Annotated in this window: 19 protein-coding genes and 1 pseudogene; 14 read left to right on the top strand and 6 right to left on the bottom strand. The window is 46.0% G+C overall.

Features of this window, described 5'->3' with window-relative positions:
- Positions 1-257 precede the first annotated feature (257 nt).
- On the top strand, positions 258-575 hold the full coding sequence (locus MMY81_RS28110; RefSeq protein ID WP_252315407.1) for a four-helix bundle copper-binding protein: 318 nt from the start codon (positions 258-260) through the stop codon (positions 573-575).
- Positions 576-716: 141 nt separating this feature from the next.
- Positions 717-2,717 carry a copper-translocating P-type ATPase gene (locus tag MMY81_RS28105; RefSeq protein WP_252315406.1) on the top strand — a complete coding sequence of 667 codons (2,001 nt, stop codon included), beginning with the start codon at positions 717-719 and terminating at the stop codon, positions 2,715-2,717.
- Positions 2,718-2,999: 282 nt separating this feature from the next.
- On the opposite strand, the gene MMY81_RS28100 is transcribed toward MMY81_RS28105, so the two are convergent.
- Together MMY81_RS28100 and MMY81_RS28095 are read right to left on the bottom strand one after the other, a co-directional pair.
- On the bottom strand, positions 3,000-4,076 hold the full coding sequence (locus MMY81_RS28100) for a DUF418 domain-containing protein (RefSeq protein ID WP_252315405.1): 1,077 nt from the start codon (positions 4,074-4,076) through the stop codon (positions 3,000-3,002).
- 198 nt (positions 4,077-4,274) lie between these two features.
- On the bottom strand, positions 4,275-5,981 hold the full coding sequence (locus tag MMY81_RS28095) for a gamma-glutamyltransferase family protein (RefSeq protein WP_252315404.1): 1,707 nt from the start codon (positions 5,979-5,981) through the stop codon (positions 4,275-4,277).
- Positions 5,982-6,185: 204 nt separating this feature from the next.
- On the opposite strand from MMY81_RS28095, the gene MMY81_RS28090 reads away from it, so the two are divergent.
- From MMY81_RS28090 to MMY81_RS28075, 4 genes are read left to right on the top strand one after another with little or no spacing between them, the layout of a single operon-like run.
- Entirely contained in the window at positions 6,186-6,416 is a 231-nt protein-coding gene (locus MMY81_RS28090; protein WP_252315403.1) for a hypothetical protein, read from the top strand.
- Position 6,417: 1 nt separating this feature from the next.
- Positions 6,418-6,660, top strand: coding sequence for a glycine/sarcosine/betaine reductase selenoprotein B family protein (locus MMY81_RS28085; RefSeq protein WP_252315402.1), 243 nt, complete (start codon positions 6,418-6,420; stop codon positions 6,658-6,660).
- Positions 6,661-6,699: 39 nt separating this feature from the next.
- The gene (locus tag MMY81_RS28080) at positions 6,700-6,924 is read left to right on the top strand and encodes a hypothetical protein (RefSeq protein ID WP_252315401.1); all 225 of its coding nucleotides are present in this window, start codon (positions 6,700-6,702) and stop codon (positions 6,922-6,924) included.
- 48 nt (positions 6,925-6,972) lie between these two features.
- Positions 6,973-7,632, top strand: coding sequence for a haloacid dehalogenase type II (locus tag MMY81_RS28075; RefSeq protein WP_252315400.1), 660 nt, complete (start codon positions 6,973-6,975; stop codon positions 7,630-7,632).
- 33 nt (positions 7,633-7,665) lie between these two features.
- On the opposite strand, the gene MMY81_RS28070 is transcribed toward MMY81_RS28075, so the two are convergent.
- Positions 7,666-7,971 (bottom strand): hypothetical protein, encoded by a 306-nt coding sequence (locus MMY81_RS28070; protein ID WP_252315399.1) that lies wholly within the window; start codon positions 7,969-7,971, stop codon positions 7,666-7,668.
- A 196-nt stretch (positions 7,972-8,167) separates the two neighbouring features.
- Here MMY81_RS28070 and MMY81_RS28065 point away from each other — a divergent pair, with 196 nt between their 5' ends.
- The gene (locus MMY81_RS28065) at positions 8,168-8,638 is read left to right on the top strand and encodes a GNAT family N-acetyltransferase (RefSeq protein ID WP_252315398.1); all 471 of its coding nucleotides are present in this window, start codon (positions 8,168-8,170) and stop codon (positions 8,636-8,638) included.
- A 12-nt stretch (positions 8,639-8,650) separates the two neighbouring features.
- On the opposite strand, the gene MMY81_RS28060 is transcribed toward MMY81_RS28065, so the two are convergent.
- Positions 8,651-9,079 (bottom strand): DMT family transporter, encoded by a 429-nt coding sequence (locus tag MMY81_RS28060; protein WP_252315397.1) that lies wholly within the window; start codon positions 9,077-9,079, stop codon positions 8,651-8,653.
- A 119-nt stretch (positions 9,080-9,198) separates the two neighbouring features.
- Between MMY81_RS28060 and MMY81_RS28055 the strand changes: the two genes are divergently transcribed.
- The 3 genes and pseudogenes from MMY81_RS28055 to MMY81_RS28045 all read left to right on the top strand — a co-directional run bounded on the left by MMY81_RS28055 (position 9,199) and on the right by MMY81_RS28045 (position 11,217).
- Positions 9,199-10,065, top strand: coding sequence for a LysR family transcriptional regulator (locus MMY81_RS28055; RefSeq protein WP_252315396.1), 867 nt, complete (start codon positions 9,199-9,201; stop codon positions 10,063-10,065).
- A gap of 383 nt (positions 10,066-10,448) precedes the next feature.
- Positions 10,449-10,993 (top strand): annotated as a pseudogene (locus MMY81_RS28050) (DUF1697 domain-containing protein).
- 83 nt (positions 10,994-11,076) lie between these two features.
- The gene (locus MMY81_RS28045; protein ID WP_170146809.1) at positions 11,077-11,217 is read left to right on the top strand and encodes a hypothetical protein; all 141 of its coding nucleotides are present in this window, start codon (positions 11,077-11,079) and stop codon (positions 11,215-11,217) included.
- A 195-nt stretch (positions 11,218-11,412) separates the two neighbouring features.
- Here MMY81_RS28045 and MMY81_RS28040 read toward each other — a convergent pair whose 3' ends face one another.
- Positions 11,413-11,709, bottom strand: a complete 297-nt coding sequence (locus tag MMY81_RS28040) for a substrate-binding domain-containing protein (RefSeq protein ID WP_252315395.1) — start codon at positions 11,707-11,709, stop codon at positions 11,413-11,415.
- Positions 11,710-11,756: 47 nt separating this feature from the next.
- The gene (locus tag MMY81_RS28035; RefSeq protein WP_252315394.1) at positions 11,757-12,347 is read right to left on the bottom strand and encodes a LacI family DNA-binding transcriptional regulator; all 591 of its coding nucleotides are present in this window, start codon (positions 12,345-12,347) and stop codon (positions 11,757-11,759) included.
- A gap of 280 nt (positions 12,348-12,627) precedes the next feature.
- Here MMY81_RS28035 and MMY81_RS28030 point away from each other — a divergent pair, with 280 nt between their 5' ends.
- From MMY81_RS28030 to MMY81_RS28015, 4 genes are read left to right on the top strand one after another with little or no spacing between them, the layout of a single operon-like run.
- Positions 12,628-13,905 carry an ABC transporter substrate-binding protein gene (locus MMY81_RS28030; protein WP_252315393.1) on the top strand — a complete coding sequence of 426 codons (1,278 nt, stop codon included), beginning with the start codon at positions 12,628-12,630 and terminating at the stop codon, positions 13,903-13,905.
- Between the two features lie 45 nt (positions 13,906-13,950).
- Positions 13,951-14,811: a carbohydrate ABC transporter permease gene (locus tag MMY81_RS28025; RefSeq protein WP_252315392.1), complete on the top strand. Its 861-nt coding sequence runs from the start codon at positions 13,951-13,953 to the stop codon at positions 14,809-14,811.
- Positions 14,811-15,638 carry a carbohydrate ABC transporter permease gene (locus MMY81_RS28020; protein ID WP_252315391.1) on the top strand — a complete coding sequence of 276 codons (828 nt, stop codon included), beginning with the start codon at positions 14,811-14,813 and terminating at the stop codon, positions 15,636-15,638. The genes MMY81_RS28025 and MMY81_RS28020 overlap by 1 nt, the downstream gene beginning before the upstream one ends.
- A gap of 13 nt (positions 15,639-15,651) precedes the next feature.
- Positions 15,652-17,142, top strand: a complete 1,491-nt coding sequence (locus MMY81_RS28015) for a glycoside hydrolase family 32 protein (protein WP_252315390.1) — start codon at positions 15,652-15,654, stop codon at positions 17,140-17,142.
- The last annotated feature ends 2 nt before the right edge of the window (positions 17,143-17,144 follow it).

Below are 17,144 nucleotides of genomic sequence, written 5' to 3'. Positions count from 1 at the left end.
ATCCACGAGTTGCCGCATGTTTGCTTCATCATCCACTATTAAAATAGAAGTCTCCACTAGTTTCGGCCTCCTTTACTGTAAATACTCCTTACATTTTAGCAGGGGTGTATGGTTTTTGTGTGAAGTTCCGCTTTTATTACTCTCTAAATAGAAGGAGAAAAACAAAAAATATCCATATCTACATATTTTCTTCACAATTAAAGGGTATGGCTGTTATGTACCCTAAAAAATAATCATCATAAAAGGAGGAAACGAACATGAATCACGAAAATCTTATTAATGCACTTCACGAATGCATGACAGCCTGCAACCATTGCTTTGACGCGTGCCTGAACGAAGAAGATCCGGGAATGATGAGTGAATGTATCCGCCTGGATAGAGAATGTGCGGATATATGCGGCTATCTTGAACAGGCGATTGCCAGAAACAGCCCGTTTGTAAAAGAGCTGGCTGCCGTTTGTGCGACCATCTGCGAAGCCTGCGGAAAAGAATGCGAGAAGCACGATCATGACCACTGCCAGGAATGTGCCAAAGCATGCTTTGCATGTGCAGAAGCCTGCCGCCAGACAGCTTAATAAAGAAAAGCAAAGCCTGAACGCTCGTAAGAAGCTTCAGGCTTTTTTTAATGATATCAAAACAACGGTTGAAAATATACCTATATGGGGTATATAATACACATACAGTGTAAGGGTATATATTTAAAGGAGGGCTGTTAAATGGAACACGAACATCAGCATGATCAGGAGCACAGCGATTCTGCACAGGGTCATTCCCATCATGGACACGGGGAGGATTTTAAGAAACGCTTTTATATTTCACTAATTATTACTATTCCCATCCTCTTACTGTCGCCGTTGATTCAAACGTTTATAGGCGTCGACTGGCGTTTTACAGGGGATATGTATGTGTTGTTTGTGTTAGCGAGTATCGTCTTTTTTTACGGCGGATGGCCTTTCTTAAAAGGCACGATAGAAGAACTCAAGCAGAAAAATCCCGGCATGATGACGTTGATTGCACTTGCCATTTCGGTAGCTTATTTTTACAGCACGGCGGTTGTATTCGGAATCGGAACCGGCGGCCACAATATGTACTGGGAAGTCTCGACGCTTATTGTAATCATGCTGCTGGGCCACTGGATTGAAATGCGCTCCGTTATGGGCGCATCGAGCGCCCTCGAGGAATTAGTGAAATTTATGCCCTCTGAAGCTCATTTGGTGCAGGAGAATGGAGAACTTAAGGAAGTCGAGATCTCTGCATTAACTGCCGGCCAGAGCGTTCTCGTTAAACCCGGTGAAAAAGTACCGGTGGACGGCGTGATACGCAAGGGAGAATCAGAGGTGGATGAATCCAGCTTAACCGGAGAGTCCGTACCTGTGAACAAAACGGTGGATGATACGATTATCGGCGGGTCAATTAATGGGGAAGGATCTCTTACCGTTGAGGTGGAAAAAACAGGCGAAGACAGCTATTTGTCCCAGGTGGTTACGATGGTGCAGGAAGCACAGGAATCCAAGTCCCGCACGCAGAATCTGGCCAACCGTGCTGCGAAGTTTTTGTTCTACGCAGCTCTTGCCGCGGGTGCCATTACTTTAACGCTGTGGCTTGCCTTTGGCTTTTCCGTTAATTTCGCGATTGAGCGGATGGTTACGGTAATGGTTATTGCCTGTCCGCATGCCTTAGGTCTGGCTGCTCCTCTCGTGACGGCTGTTTCCACAAGCCTTTCAGCAAAAAAGGGGCTGTTGATACGCAACCGCACCAACTTCGAAGAAGGACGTCATGTGGATGCAGTTGTATTTGATAAAACAGGTACGCTGACTAAAGGGGAATTTGCCATTACCGACTTTATAGCGGTAAACGGGGAAAAGAATGAGTTATTAAAACTGGCGGCATCTGTTGAAGCAGAGTCCGCTCATCCGATTGCCCAGGGAATCGTGCGCGCGGCCCAGGAAGAACAGATCACGATCGCATCGCCTTCCTCGTTTTCCTCTCTTACCGGACAGGGACTCGAAGGAACGGTGGACGGTAAAAATGTGAAAGTAGTCAGCCCCGGCTATATAAAAGAAAAGCAGATCTCCATGGATGAAAAAACATTCAGCGGTCTGTCCGATCAGGGGAAAACCGTTGTATTTCTGTTAGTGGATGAAGAGCCCGCAGCCATGATCGCCCTTGCCGACCAGGTACGGGAGAGCTCAAAGCAGGCGGTAGCTGAACTGCAGAAAATGGGTGTTCAGTCGATTATGCTGACGGGAGACAACCAGAAAGTTGCTTCCTGGATCGGTGGTCAGATCGGCTTGGACCAAGTGTTTGCGGAAGTACTTCCGCACGAAAAAGCAGAGAAAATTAAAGAACTGCAGAAGGATGGCTTGAAAGTAGCCATGACAGGAGACGGAGTCAATGACGCTCCGGCTCTTGCCAACGCAGATCTCGGCATTGCGATTGGCGCCGGAACGGACGTAGCGGTGGAATCTGCCGATGTAATACTGGTGAAAAGCGATCCGCACGACGTAGTTGCGCTCTTAAAGCTGTCCCGCTCCACCTACCGCAAGATGATCCAGAATCTATGGTGGGCGGCAGGCTATAATATTATCGCGCTGCCTTTAGCGGCCGGAGCGCTCTATGCGTTCGGCATCCTATTAAGCCCGGCTGTCGGAGCCGTATTAATGTCGATAAGCACCGTTATTGTAGCCATTAATGCAAAACTGCTGAAAGCAGAGTAATATGGCAGGTATAGAAATGGAGATATTTCTAACCTTATTTTGTAGATTTTATGCTGCGTTATAACTAGAATAAAAGAAGCCAAACAAACACCCTCGTAATCCTTTTAAAAGGAATACGAGGGTGTTTTTACATTGCTGTAACCAGGCGGAGACTCGAACAGACCAGCCATAGGTGAAGATAAAGAGAGTGCCCTTCTCTTCTTTAGCTTAAGGCTCGGCCTGCCGAAAGCTTCCGCCTGGAACTGCCCCTATCTTTTTATCCAAGTAGAGAGTTTAGCTCGTTTAAGAGCGTCTGCGGAGCAGAGGGACCCACTTGCCGTAAGTACCCATTCTCCAGACCCACTCAAACGGTCCGTAATAAAAGTATTTTAACCATAAAGGGCTCACAAGCAGCTGAAGACCGAACAACAGCAGCCCAATAGTCAGAGCAAATGCATAACTCGGAGCGGTCCAGATGCCAAGTTCGATAAAGATCGTCCGGCCGCTGTCCTGAAACAGGCTCACCATAATAAGCGACTGCATTAAATAGTGGGTGAAGGTGAGTTTTCCGACGGCGGCAAAAGGAAAAAGGATTCCCTTTCTGCTGCCGGTACCAAGCAGAAACAAAGCCATATCGAGTCCAATAGTGACGAGAAACGAATAAAAATCATCCAGAGAATGAAAGAAAAAAGAATTCACATTAAAATAGATGCCGGCTTTTCCTATCAGTCCGAGCACAAGGAGCCCGAAGCTGATCATCCATTTCTGCTGCCGTCCGCTCCATTCCCTTAGAAAGACGCCGCTTCGGTAGGCATACATGCCGAAAAAGAAATAGCCGAGATGATCAATCATGGAAGAAAATTCAAGCAATAAATAATCTATTCCGAAAGGATAGGATGATGCATTAACGGCATCCTTAAGCCAGCTGTCCGGCGACAAATGAAAAGCAGTATAGTAGGTCAGCAGATCAATGCCGGTCGAATACCCGAGCCAGAAGAAAAATCCCAGCCCAAGCAGCCACTTGGCCGGAAGCCTGAGGCACAGCAGCAGAACAAATCCTGCTGCGGCGTACAAAAGTAAAATATCGCCCGCCCATACAAAAAAACCGTGCAGGGCCCCGATGAAAAACAACAGCCCCATCCGTCGTATCAGCGTAGGGTAAGGATTAAAATCTTTAGCGCGCAGCCTATCATAAATAAGCACGAGGCTGATGCCGAACATAAATGCAAATAAAGGCCTGGCGCTGTCTTCGAGAACAACGGCCAGAACAGCCTGCAGCGCGCTGTTTATCGTAAATGGCCCGGCCTCTGCCACCGAGGCAAGACCGGGAATATTCACTAAAAAAATAGCAAATAAAGCCACTCCGCGTATTTGGTCCAATATGTCTATTCTCTTTGTCTGCCGGGCAGGGAGCGTCACGGGAAAAACCTTCTTTCTGAAAAGGGAAACTTCTTGTGCGTTGCGCGTAAAAGGTAGTTGAAAGAACCCTTATATAGGATAAAAGAAAGATGTGAAGAAACGATGAAGATCTTTTTTCAATTTGCATACAATCAGGTAACAGCGAACAGCCCGGCCTGTTTAATCATTAACGGTAACCTGAAAGTCCGCTTCGCGCCGGGTATCCCGGGCGCCTGAAAGTTCCCCGGTTTCCCTGTCCAGTGCCAAAGCCTGGATGGAACCGAAATAAAGGGGAGTAGGCGGTTCCTCGATCCCGCTGTATCCGATAGAAAGCAGTTCTTCCCGCTGCTCTGCGCCGGGGGCTTCTTCCATAATAAGTGCGCTGTCATCGAGATGAAAACGCGGAGATTCGACGGCATCCTCCAGGCTTGTTCCGTCAGAGGCCCAGTCGGCGATCACCTGCGTCAGCATGATCGGAATCCGTTCGCCTCCCGGGCTTCCAATCCCAAGTACCGGTCCTTCCTCATCTGCTACGAGCATAGGAGAGGACCATGTGACGGAGCGGCGCCCCGGCTCCGGTTCATTCATGCTGTTTTCGCCGATGCTGAACCGGTCCATCTGGTTATTCAGAAAAAATCCGTCCGCATATTCTCCGGATCCCCAGAAATTTGTGAGCGTATTGGTCATCGAAACAAACGTGCCATCCTCGTCCACGACCGTAATATGGGTAGTATTGGGATCCCCTCCCGCATAGGAAGAAGGCTGTCCGGAAGCCAGGCTGTCACTGGAAATATCCTCAGCCAGATCAGCGTTCTGTTCTGGATCCGTTAACTCGTCCACCGGTACGTCAACGAAATTAGGATCACCGTAGTCTGTTTCAATAAACTGGGAGGTCAGCCTCCAGGACATAGCGGTATCATGGACAAATTCCGTGCTGTCGCGTTCCGCTTCAGCGCTTCCCCGTTCTTCGAGAATCTGCAGCATTTGAATAACGCTGATGCCCGGCAGCGGCGGGGCGGCTCCGATGACGTCATATCCTGCAAACGTTCCGATTGACGGCTCATGGCTGCCTACTTCAAAATCTGCAAGGGAAGTGGCATCCAGTCCTTCTATCTGCTCGGCCAGTGATTCTCCGGCCGTTCCTTCATAAAATGTACTGCTCCCGTTATCCCGGATATCCCGAAGCGTCTCTGCCAGTTCGGCCTGTTCCACCGTGCTGCCTGCTTCTAAAGGAACGCCATTTGGATAGAGATGAGGGAGCTGACTGATGGGCAGACTGTCTGCTCCTGACTGCAGCTGATCGGCCAAAAGGTCTGAAACTTCGGAACTGTCGGCGAGTGCAACTGCCGGGTCAAGCAGATCCTCCCATTCGGCGTTCCCGTAGTCTGCATGAAATTCATTCATTCCGGCCGTGAAACCGGGAACTCCTATGTCAGAAGAAGGAATGCCGGTTTCAGGTACGACTTCCCGGTAATCATAAGCCTGAGGCTCTTCTCCCTGTTCATGGATTAATACCGAACCGCCGCCGCCGATACCAGAAGCAAATGGTTCCACTACCGATACAGCATAAGCTGCTGCAATAGCGGCGTCCGCTGCGTTTCCGCCCTGTTCGAGAACTTCCATGCCGGCATCAACCGCATCCGGATGGCCGGCGCTTACCCCGTAAGCCGAAGGAGTATCAGGCTCACTCGTTTCTTCTTCGGGCTGCTCCTCATTTTCGTCTGTTTCGTTCTCCTCTTCGGAGGAAGGGCTTTCATTTCCGCTCTCTTCTTCCGGCGCGCATCCGCTGATCAGAAAAGCGGACAGAAGAGCCGCAGCGGGTACGAAAGGCCGGACAGGGGAGCCCGTTCTTTTTCTGGAAAAAAGTATCTTATGTTTATAGAGCATTCATCATTCTCCTTTCCTATTTTAACTGGCTGGTACCTTGTTTCAACGTGATAGGAATAAAATAATGCCTGAAATATCTATGTGCTTTGTGACGGATCTATCTACAGTCTACCGTTTATCGGAATAGTATGCACTTTTTAAATGTTAGTTGATTGATGCTGGAGGGAATAGAAAGAGAATGCTGAAAAGAGAGGAGCCGTATAGATGATTAAAAAAACAGAACAAGTCGTGCAGGAAAAATGGGTGCCTTCTTTTCAATTCGAAGAACACTATGATCGTCCGTTTACGGCTTTAAAAAAACCTGTGTCCGAATCCAAAGGGGTGCTTATCTCCACCGGCGGATTTTACCCGCGCGGAGCCTCGCCGTTTCAGGACAACTACGGACTGGGCGACCCGTCCCTACCGGGAGATTGCCATCCAGGAGGATCCGCATGATTTGTCGATTTCGCATCAGCACTATGATCATACAAATGCCAAAGCAGATCCCAACGTGGGCTTTCCGATTGAACGTCTGCAGGAGATGACGGCAAACAAGGAGATCGGATTCCTTGCAGCTTTCCATTACAGCTTTATGGGATATGTACCGATTGCCCATACCTTGAAAACAATGGTTCTTCCCGGCCTGATCAGGCGTTTAAAACAGGAAGAGGTTGATTTCGCAGTACTCTCTCCGTCCTGACCTGTCTGTCAACAGACGGCCGGTCTGGTCGCCCGCGAATTGGAAAAGGCAGGCATTGCTACCGTATCGCTGTGCCTGTCTAAAGAAATAGCCGAACAGCTGAATATTCCACGTGCGCTCTACAATCGCTTTCCATTTGGAAGCCCCGTGGGACAGCCGAATAACAAGGAGCAGCACCACCAGGTGCTGCAGGCAGCCCTGCAGCTGCTCGAAGAAGCAGAAGAAGGCGGCACTGTCAGAGAATCAGGCATTAAATATAAATAATAGTCCTTTTTTAGAGAGTAAGAACAAGATAGACAAAGGAGAGAGACGATGAGCGAAACATTCGTATTTGACGTATACGGCACGCTGTTTGATGTGACCTCGATCGGGAAAGCCTGTGACACGCATTTTCCGGAAAAAGGAGAAGCAATCAGCGCCACGTGGCGGCAGAAGCAGATTCAATATACCTTCCTGCGCCAGGCGATGGGGAAATACGTCCCGTTTTCCGAGGTAACAAGGGATGCCCTGCGTTTTGCGGCAGACGAACAGGACTGCAGGCTCGATCAGCAAACAGAAGACAAACTGCTGGAAGCCTATCAGTCGCTCACGTTATTCCCGGAGAGCCGGGACGTGCTGAAGCAGCTTAAAGAAAAGGGCCATACGTTAATTGTGTTCAGCAACGGGGACCCGGTGATGCTGGAGCCGCTGTTAAAGGGTGCACAGATTGATACGTACCTGGATCATGTGTTGAGTATCGACACGGTGAAGCAGTATAAGCCGACGCCGGCAGCGTACAATCTGATTCTCGACACGATTGATGAACCGAGACAGGAAATTACGTTTTTATCCAGCAACGGTTGGGACATCAGCGGCGCGAAAGCCTTTGGGTTCAACACGGCCTGGATTAACCGCAGCGGACAGCCGGTGGAAGGCCTCCACCAGCCGCCCCATCATGAATACGATACGCTCGAGCCTTTAATAGAATGGTAATACCGGCTCCCTGAAAAATTCAGGGAGCTTTTTTTATGACTGCAGGTACGCCAGCCGTGCCAAAATTTCTTCTTCATTAACAGCGGCGGAGGGATTAAGAATGTGGCCGTTATAGAAAAGCGTATTTGGATGAGCCTTCGTCAAAAATCGATGGAGTGCCTGGAACAAGCCAAGGGAGGAAAATCGCCAGTGGCGGAGAAAGTAAATAAGAATAGCCGAAGTGTTGCGTGGATCTAAATACGTGATCGACACAGAGTCTCCATAAGTCTCGTAAATGGCCCGGTATACGGATCCGAGCTGTTCCATGCTTACGCGGACGTCCTGAAATGTATCTGTCATATTGATGAACCCGTCATCAGCAAGACCTCCGCATCAGTCCCCTCCTATCTGCGGGCTGGTACGGATGATATCATTATTTCTTTTTTCATGGATAACCCTCCTTTTCTTTCTTTGTTATCTATTATAAAAGAAAACAATACGTAATGACGTAAGTTATCTTACATTTCTGAAAAATAATCAGGAGGAATGAGATGTCATGGAAATCAAGGATCTGGAATTCCATCATCTGTGCGCCGACAGCATCGGGCTCGATCAGATGAGGCAGGTAAATGAGCTGTACGCCGTGGCATTTGCGGAAGAGGAAATGTATCGGCATCACCGGCCGTCGGATGAATACCTGCTGAAGCAGCTGAAAAAGGATCATGTTATCGTCTGTACGGTTGTTACGGAAGGAAAGGTAATCGCTGCGCTCACCGCCTATGTGTTCGACAAGCTCGAGCGGGAAACGACAGAAGTGTATGTGTATGATCTAGCGGTGGACGAAAGTTACCGCCGGAAGAAAGCCGCCACCCGCCTGCTCCGGTTTCTTTTCCAGGAAGCGGAGAAGTTCAACGTATCTGCCATCTTTATTCAGGCGGACAAAGAAGATAAGCCGGCCATAGCGCTGTATGAAACCATGGGGATAAAAGAAGACGTGTTTCACTTTGATATTTATACGAAGCCATAAGGATAACTTGGCTTAACGGTAAAAAAGCCATAAAGCAGAAAATATGAATGCCAGACCGGTTAATCGGGACATATCAATAGGTATTTTAGGCGTGCCAAATGCCCCAAAATGATCCAACAGTAGTGCCAGCAGCAGCTGGCCGGCGATACCTGCGGTAATAGCTGCCGATGTACCGATTCGTGGAACCGACAATATAATACAGAAAATATAAAAAGCACCGAGGGCGCCGATTAACCATTTCCATAAAGAGATGGATGGCATGGAGAAGGAAAAGCCTCCCTGTGAGAGAACAGCAGCTAATAAAAACAAAGTTCCAACAAAATAGGCTAAAAAAGCCGTCTCGACGCCTCCTAACTTATTGCTTATCTCTCCATTAACTCCTGCTTGAAGGGCAAGTGCGGCTCCTCCCAAGAAGCTTAAAATAATAAATAGCCAGGACATATTCATTTTCTCCTTTTCTTTAATAATTGTCTTTCTTTTTATCATAGTTGATATAATAGATCATGAGAAATGATTATAAATTATCTATATATATCACTTTTAATGATGGGAGAAAAATAATGGAATTACGGGATTTAAAAATATTTCATTCAGTCGCACAGACGAAAAATCTTTCTCAGACGGCGAAAGCGCTCGGATACGTACAGTCCAACGTAACGGCAAGAATTCAGCGTCTGGAAGAAGAGTTTCAAACGCAGCTGTTATACCGTACTCCGAAAGGCGCTTATTTAACCCCTGCGGGTTCCAGGCTTTTGGAGTATGCGCAGCAATTTCTTCAGTTGGAGCAGGAGGTACACCAGTATGTTTCTAATCGAACAGATATAGAAGGCAGTATCACGATTGGTTCGATTGAGTCCGCGGCTTCAACTTATTTACCAGGTATCCTTCAGCAGTTAATGAAACAATATCCGAAGCTGCATATTAATTTAGAAATTAGTGAAACAAAACATTTAATTCAAAAAACGGTGAATTATCAACTTGATGGTGCTTTTATCGCTGGGGAGTACGATCGCCCGGAAATGCATGTAGTCCCAATGGTGGAAGAGCAGCTGATGCTGGTTACAAAGCGCACGACCTCTCCCATCGACATGTTACAAACAGAAAAATCCGCTTTGCTGCTCGTTTTAAAGGATGGATGTGTATACCGGAAAAAGCTGCTGGAGTGGCTTACTATAAACGAGTATCATTCTTGGAATATAATGGAATGCCCCAGTCTGGATACTATTATCGAGCTTACAAAAGCCGGGATGGGAGTGTCATTATTATCTGAATCTTATCTAAATCGTAGAAACATCGATCAGAATTTAACGCTTTATCCACTGGAGGCGCCTTACCACATGGCGGAAACAAAGTTCATTTTTCGAAAAGACAACCTGCAGAAGCGTGCACTGGATAAAGTATCGGCTGTCCTGCCATTTTGCACCTGAGACCAGGGAACTTTCCTGCTAAACAGCAAAAAGACCGGTCTGATTAGGCCGGCCTTCTTTTTGCTCTCTGAAAACTAACATTCTTTTATGTGTGTCTCCGATGTAGATATGTCTTGTTAGGCTTTCGGCTTCCAATGCTTTTCGCTGCCGATATAAGCTTCTGCGGTGTGTAAGGAATCATAAGGTGCGGTTTCTTTTTTGGTCCAGAATCGGTAAAGAGCCATAAGAAATTTCACTATAAAACCCCCTTTGTATTAAAATGTGAAGCATAGTCTTTACCTTAGGGGATAATAATAAAGTCTGCAATTAGCTTGTAAGATAATGTACTGTAAATAATATGTATTTAAAATGCATATTAAATAAAAACGGAAATGAGGATGAGTATGGTTTACGTCGCGCTTCTAAGAGGGATTAACGTAGGCGGTAAAAATAAAGTGGACATGAAAATGCTGAAGCAGACGTTTGAAAATGCCGGAATGACTGATGTAGTAACGTACATTAACACGGGCAATATCATTTTTTCGCACCATAACCTCTCAAAAGAAGAACTGCCCGTGTGCTGGAAGAAGCCATCTATAAGGATTTTGAATTGCACATTAGAGTAGTCATCCGCAGCATCGATGAGATCAAACAGATCATGGACGCGGTCCCGGACACATGGCAGAACGACAAACATATGAAAAGCGACGTGCTGTTTTTATGGGATGAAATCGATGAAGAGTCGATTCTGGAACAGCTGGTGATTAAACCAGCAGTGGATACAGTAAAATATGTGCCGGGAGCCGTACTCTGGTCGGTGGCTAAAAAAGACGTAACGAAAAGTGGATTATCGAGGATCGTGGGAACGAAGTTATACAAGCAGATGACGGTACGAAACGTGAACACGGCCCGTAAAATATACGAACTCATGCAGACAGGGCAGAGATAAAGCACAGACTGGCTATTTGAATGAAAGCATATTAGAATAGACCTAAGACACAAAAGGTTTTTTAGAAGGGAAGCGCGGTATAAATGGCATTAAAAGATAAATTCGACCAGCTGAAAGGTAAAGCTATGGAAAAAGGAAAACTTCACTGGGAGGAAAACAAAGACCAGTATAAAGAGAAAGGCCGGCATTTGAAAGATACGATACAAAAGAAAATGTCCAAATAAGGCGATGCTGAAAGCGGAGCTGTATCCACATTTATTTTTGAAGCCATCCTCCTTTCAGCAGTGAAATACGAAAATAAACGAAGAACCCCGCATTCCTTTTAATGGAATGCGGGTTGATTTTTTATGTAAAAACATCCGCTTACGTCGTATTTCCCTTTATTAATTCAATATCTACAATCATATTGTCTATTTCCTTCATCCTTTTTTTTGTTCAATCTGGGTAATCAATGTGGAACAGAGTAATTTTCCAATGCGGTCCATCGGCTGGCTTATGGTAGTTAATTTAGGGTCCTGAAGCATCTTTGTGAAACTGTGATAATCATAGCCGACAATTTTTAACTGTTCCGGCACATTGATGGAGTGGCGTACCGCATACATATAGAGGGCGTAAGCTATCAGATCATTACTGCAGAAAACACCGTCATACTTATCGAGTATAGGAGCTACTTCGTTTTCGATAAACGCATAGTTGTCTTCAAACGTTGCCTTCACGTGGGCGCCTTCTATAAAATGCCAATCTATCTGCTTGTTCAGACAGGCTAATTGAGAAGCATCTTTCTGCGGTTGGCAAGCATGTCATATTTCATCGGGCCGGATATATGCAGCACGCTCGATACGCCTTTTTCTATCAGGTGGTTCGTAGCAAGCTCTCCTCCCTTGAAGTTATCGCTTGCCACATAGGGTATGTCCGGAGAAATAATCCGATCAAAGGAAATAATAGGCATGTCCGCACTCGTATAATCTTCCACTTCGAGGTTGTGGCTGCACATAATAATGCCATCGACTCTGTTCTGTCTCAGCATGCTTATATAATTCGCTTCTTTCTGCTTATCCTGAAGAGAATTGCAGACGAGAATTTTGTAGTTTTTTTTACTGGCATAATCTTCGATCCAGTTTATCATTTCGGAAAACAGCGGATGGCTCAAATCCGGCACAATCACGCCAATCACGAAAGATTGATTCTTTAAAAGGGCCCGGGCTATCTGGTTGGGCTGGTAATCGAGTGCCTTCATAGCTTCCTCTACTTTTGTCCTCGTTGTTTTGCCGATATATCCTTTATTGTTCATTACTCTGGAAACAGTGGTTACCGATACGCCAGAATGTTTGGCTACATCTTTAATACTTGCCATTGTGCTCTCTCACACTCCATTTTCGAATATCCGCCTATTTATCATTGTAAATTATAATGATTTGTTGTGTATTATATGTTAAACGTTTTCATATGAATATATTATATATAATACGGCATGAAACCCTTTATTAAAAGAGTTTTATCTAGTTTTAGATCAGTAAATAAAATATGATAACGGTTTTATGTGTAATTTTATGAAAACGATTGACATATTATTTATCTAACGTATAATTCAATTTGAAAGCACTTACAAAATAATGTAATAAGGAGTGTGGGAGATGAGAAAAGCAGCACTGAGTGTTATGACTCTTTCTATGCTGGGGTTAGCAGGATGTTCCTTTGAATCCTTTAGCGCCGATGATGATAGAACCCAAATAGAAATTATGAGCGGAAAAGTGGAAATTAACGATCAATTCGAAGCTTTGGCGGACAAATACGAAGAAGAAAATCCGGACGTCGACATCAGGATTATAAGTGTAGGGGGCGGATCCGATTATATTGGCACCTTAAAATCAAGGTTTGCCTCCGGAGATGCGCCGGACGTATTCAGCGCTTTTGGTCCGGTGGAGCTTGAACAATTTGATGCCTACTTAACAGATTTATCGGATATGGAATCAGCTGAAACAGCTTTGGACGGTACGCTTGAAGATGTAACGTATGGAGACAACATTTATGGACTCCCATTTAACTTAGAAGGATATGGTCTGATCTACAATAAGGAGATTTTCGAGCAGGCGGGTGTGGATGCGGAAAGCATTCAATCATATGAAGACCTGGAAGCGGCGGTGCAGACAATTGACAGTCAAAAAGAAGAGCTTGGTATTGAAGCGGCATTTGCTTATCCAGGAAGGGAAGCATGGGTGACGGGCGGTCATTTAGCCAACGCATTTTTAGCACCGGAATTTAACGAAAGCTCAAAGGAGGCATGGGAGTCGGATACTGTGGAATTTGAGCGGGGAGACGAATTTAAACGGATGTTTGACCTGCAGACGGATTATTCAATTAAACCGGTACTTAGTATTAACTACTCTCAACAGGTAGAGCAGTACTTTGCCCAGGGAGATGTAGCGATGATTCAACAGGGAAATTGGGTGTATCCTTCTCTTGCCCAGTCGGACGAAGAATTTGCGAATGAAGGAATTGACATGATGCCTATTCCGGTAGAAGGACGGGAGGGAGATATGCCGGTAGGTGTACCAAACTATTGGGCCGTTAACAATGATAATGATGATGAAACCATTCAAGAGGCTAAAGATTTTCTGGATTGGATGAACAATTCTGAAACAGGAAAAGAGACGGTGCTCAATGAATTTAATTTTGTCCCTGCTTATGAAGGATACGATACTTCAGAAATTTCAGATCCTCTTTCGCAAAAAGTAAATGAACATTTTGAAGAGGATAACGTAATAAATTGGGTGACGTCGGGATATCCAAGCGCATTTGATTCTTATCTTGGTTCTCAGGCGCAGAGGTATCTAAGTGAGGACTATACATGGGAAGAAGTATTACAGGCAGCAAGAGATGAATGGGAGAGAAAAAAGGAGTCACAGCGGTAGCACCAGCTTTCATAAATAAAGAGAAAGATCGAAAGGAGCAATCATATGAATAATCGCAGTATATCCTATTGGTTATTTTTGGCACCTGTATTAATTGCCCTGGGATTGGTTGTAGTAACACCATTTATGTACGGGTTTGGCCTTTCTTTTACAAATTGGAACGGGGTTTCTATCGGCCAGTTTGTCGGCATGCAGAATTATATTGACCTGTTCCGGGACGGGGAATTCCGAAACGCGTTCTGGTTTACGGTGCTTTTTGCAGTGGTAACGGTAATACTGCTTAACGTGTTTGGTCTTGGTCTTGCCCTGCTTGTCACGCAGAGCTTAAAAAGCAGTAATCTGCTGCGGGCCGTTTTTTTCATGCCTAACTTAATTGGCGGGCTGATTCTCGGGTTTATCTGGCAGTTTATTTTTGTGAATGCCTTCAGCCAGGCGGGCACCCTATTGAATATAGAAGGACTTCAGGGCTGGCTTTCCACAACGGGTACAGGTTTTTGGGGACTGGTAATCCTGACAGCCTGGCAGATGGCCGGATACATAATGGTCATTTATATAGCATTTCTACAGAGCATTCCCGGAGATGTGGTGGAAGCAGCCAAGATCGATGGGGCCGGCTCGTGGCAGCGGTTCAAAAGTATTATCTTTCCACTGCTTGCCCCGGCTTTTACAGTAAGCATGTTTATCACGCTCTCAGCCGGCTTTAAAATCTACGACCAGAATCTTTCTTTAACGAACGGCGGTCCTTTTGATTCTACCCAAATGCTGGCAATGGATATCGTGCGTACCGCATTTGTCGATAATGAGATGGCCTATGCGCAGGGAAAAGCCGTTGTGTTTTTCCTGATCGTAACGGCTATTGCATTGGCACAGGTTTTCTATAATAAGCGCCGGGAGGTTGAAATGTAATGAAATTAACAAAAGCAGAAAAACGACGTCTGCTCCCTTTAGAAATTTTAGGTATTGTGCTGGGAATTCTTTGGCTGATTCCTTTTTATCTTATGCTGACGAATGCATTCAAAAATCCAGATGAAATATTTGCGGGTGTGATGGGGCTTCCTTCCAGCTTGATATGGCAGAATTTCGTAGTCGCTTTTCAGGAATTGGAGTTTTTAAAATCGTTATTTAACTCTGTGATGATTACAAGCTTGAGTATTGCTGTTATCGTGATTTTTTCCTCAATGGGAGCTTACGCCCTGGCAAGAAACCCGGGACGTTTGAGCACTATATTATTGTTTTTGTTTGTTGCGGCGATGCTTGTGCCCTTTCAGGCCGTCATGATTCCGCTGACTACTATATTTGGACAGGCCAATATGCTCAATGGCGCTGGATTAATATTTATATATCTTGGTTTTGGGTGCAGCTTGTCGATTTTTCTTTATCACGGTGCCCTCAAAAGCATTCCAAAAGTACTCGATGAAGCTGCCACGATTGATGGAGCCAACCAGTTTCAGATATTCTGGCATGTTATTTTTCCACTGCTAAAGCCCATTACTGTCACCGTTGCTATTTTAAATGTTATCTGGATTTGGAATGATTACCTGCTTCCTTCCCTGGTGCTGGGACAGGCTAATGCAACGATTCCGCTGAAAATGTTTTACTTTTTCGGCCAGTTTACAACGCAGTGGCATTTAGCATTGGCAGGACTTACGATTGCGATTATTCCTGTTATTGTGTTCTATTTCTTCGCTCAAAAACAAATTATTAAAGGTGTCTCGGAAGGCGCTGTTAAATAAAGGAGGATTCTGTATGCCGCATCAGGAACTGGTGGAACAAGCAACAGCTTCCGTGTTGGAAGAAAATAAAAGACAGGCCGCAGGGGAGTGGCGTCTGGATTATCATATTACCGCCCCGGCTTTCTGGATCAATGACCCGAACGGATTTTGTTATTACAACGGAGAGTATCATTTGTTTTATCAGCACCACCCCTATTCGGTGAAATGGGACAACATGCACTGGGGCCATATTAAAAGCAGGGATCTGACCCACTGGGAGGATCTTCCTGTCGCACTAGCGCCGAGTGAACCGTACGATAAGGATGGCTGCTTTTCAGGCAGCGCGATCGAAAAGGACGGCAGGCTGTACTTATTTTATACAGGCAATATCTGGACCGGGCCGGACCCGGATACAGATCTCAAACAGTCACAGTGCCTGGCTATCAGCGACGACGGCATTACGTTTACAAAATATGAGCACAATCCCGTCATAAGTGAAGCGCCGGAAGGAAATATTGATCCTGCTCATTTCAGGGATCCGAAGGTGTGGGAAGAGGACGGAATGTACTACTGCATCCTCGGCTCCAAAAGCAGGGAAAATACAGGACAGGCCCTGCTTTATAAATCCAGCGATCTGCTGAACTGGGAGTATATCAGCATCGTGGCAAAGGGTACCGGGAACATGGGCTATATGTGGGAATGCCCGGATCTGATTACCGTAAACGGACAGGACATGATCGTTATGTCTCCGCAGGGCGTTCGCCCGGAAGGGGATTTATACCACAATCTGCATCAGGCCGTTTATCTTCCGGGAAAGCTGGAAGCGGATAAGGAGAATTTCCAATTCGAACAATTTAAGCTGCTGGACTACGGGTTTGATTATTACGCCCCGCAGACGACGCTGGACGCAGAAGGCAGAAGGCTGATGGTAGGCTGGATGGCGATGTGGGAAAGCCCGATGCCGGAAGAAAAAGAGCAGTGGACGGGGGCGATGACGCTTCCCCGGGAGCTGTGGATGGAAAAAGGACGCCTTTACAGCTTTCCGGTTCAGGAGCTGGAGGCGCTAAGGCAGAAGCAGGTTTCCTACAACAATGTGCACATCCATAACGCCCTGCAGCTGGACGGGATCAATGGAAAAACTCTTGAGCTCCGTCTTACGATAGACGCGAAAAGAGCCGGCCATTTTGGTCTTTCTTTTCGGGGGGATGACGACGGCACAGAGAAGACAACGTGGAGCTATGACGTGGGGCAGCAGAAAGCAGTGCTGGACCGATCGTCTGCGGGAGAAGGACCGGGCGGCGTGAGGAAAGCAGAGGTACCTCTGCAGGATGGATTAATGGATATCTGTCTGTATATTGATAATTCTTCCGTAGAAATTTTTATGCAGCATGGTGCCGCATCGATGACGGCACGAATCTATCCTAAATTCACATCAACGGCGATTATGTTCTTTTCGGATGAACCGGCTGAATTAGTAAAAGTAGAAAAATGGGAACTGAAACCTTCTATCACAACACGCCTGTAACA

This window comes from Sinobaca sp. H24, from assembly GCF_023845525.1.
Note: the sequence above shows the minus strand (reverse complement) of the source record. Positions and strands in the feature narration are given on the sequence as shown.

Excerpts from the sequence above, each read along its gene's own strand:
- MMY81_RS28110 (WP_252315407.1), top strand. The coding sequence starts at position 258 with ATGAATCACGAAAATCTTATTAATGCACTTCACGAATGCATGACAGCC.
- MMY81_RS28105 (WP_252315406.1), top strand. The coding sequence starts at position 717 with ATGGAACACGAACATCAGCATGATCAGGAGCACAGCGATTCTGCACAG.
- MMY81_RS28095 (WP_252315404.1), bottom strand. The coding sequence starts at position 5,981 with ATGCTCTATAAACATAAGATACTTTTTTCCAGAAAAAGAACGGGCTCC.
- MMY81_RS28090 (WP_252315403.1), top strand. The coding sequence starts at position 6,186 with ATGATTAAAAAAACAGAACAAGTCGTGCAGGAAAAATGGGTGCCTTCT.
- MMY81_RS28075 (WP_252315400.1), top strand. The coding sequence starts at position 6,973 with ATGAGCGAAACATTCGTATTTGACGTATACGGCACGCTGTTTGATGTG.
- MMY81_RS28070 (WP_252315399.1), bottom strand. The coding sequence starts at position 7,971 with ATGACAGATACATTTCAGGACGTCCGCGTAAGCATGGAACAGCTCGGA.
- MMY81_RS28065 (WP_252315398.1), top strand. The coding sequence starts at position 8,168 with ATGGAAATCAAGGATCTGGAATTCCATCATCTGTGCGCCGACAGCATC.
- MMY81_RS28060 (WP_252315397.1), bottom strand. The coding sequence starts at position 9,079 with ATGTCCTGGCTATTTATTATTTTAAGCTTCTTGGGAGGAGCCGCACTT.
- MMY81_RS28055 (WP_252315396.1), top strand. The coding sequence starts at position 9,199 with ATGGAATTACGGGATTTAAAAATATTTCATTCAGTCGCACAGACGAAA.
- MMY81_RS28045 (WP_170146809.1), top strand. The coding sequence starts at position 11,077 with ATGGCATTAAAAGATAAATTCGACCAGCTGAAAGGTAAAGCTATGGAA.
- MMY81_RS28035 (WP_252315394.1), bottom strand. The coding sequence starts at position 12,347 with ATGGCAAGTATTAAAGATGTAGCCAAACATTCTGGCGTATCGGTAACC.
- MMY81_RS28030 (WP_252315393.1), top strand. The coding sequence starts at position 12,628 with ATGAGAAAAGCAGCACTGAGTGTTATGACTCTTTCTATGCTGGGGTTA.
- MMY81_RS28025 (WP_252315392.1), top strand. The coding sequence starts at position 13,951 with ATGAATAATCGCAGTATATCCTATTGGTTATTTTTGGCACCTGTATTA.
- MMY81_RS28020 (WP_252315391.1), top strand. The coding sequence starts at position 14,811 with ATGAAATTAACAAAAGCAGAAAAACGACGTCTGCTCCCTTTAGAAATT.
- MMY81_RS28015 (WP_252315390.1), top strand. The coding sequence starts at position 15,652 with ATGCCGCATCAGGAACTGGTGGAACAAGCAACAGCTTCCGTGTTGGAA.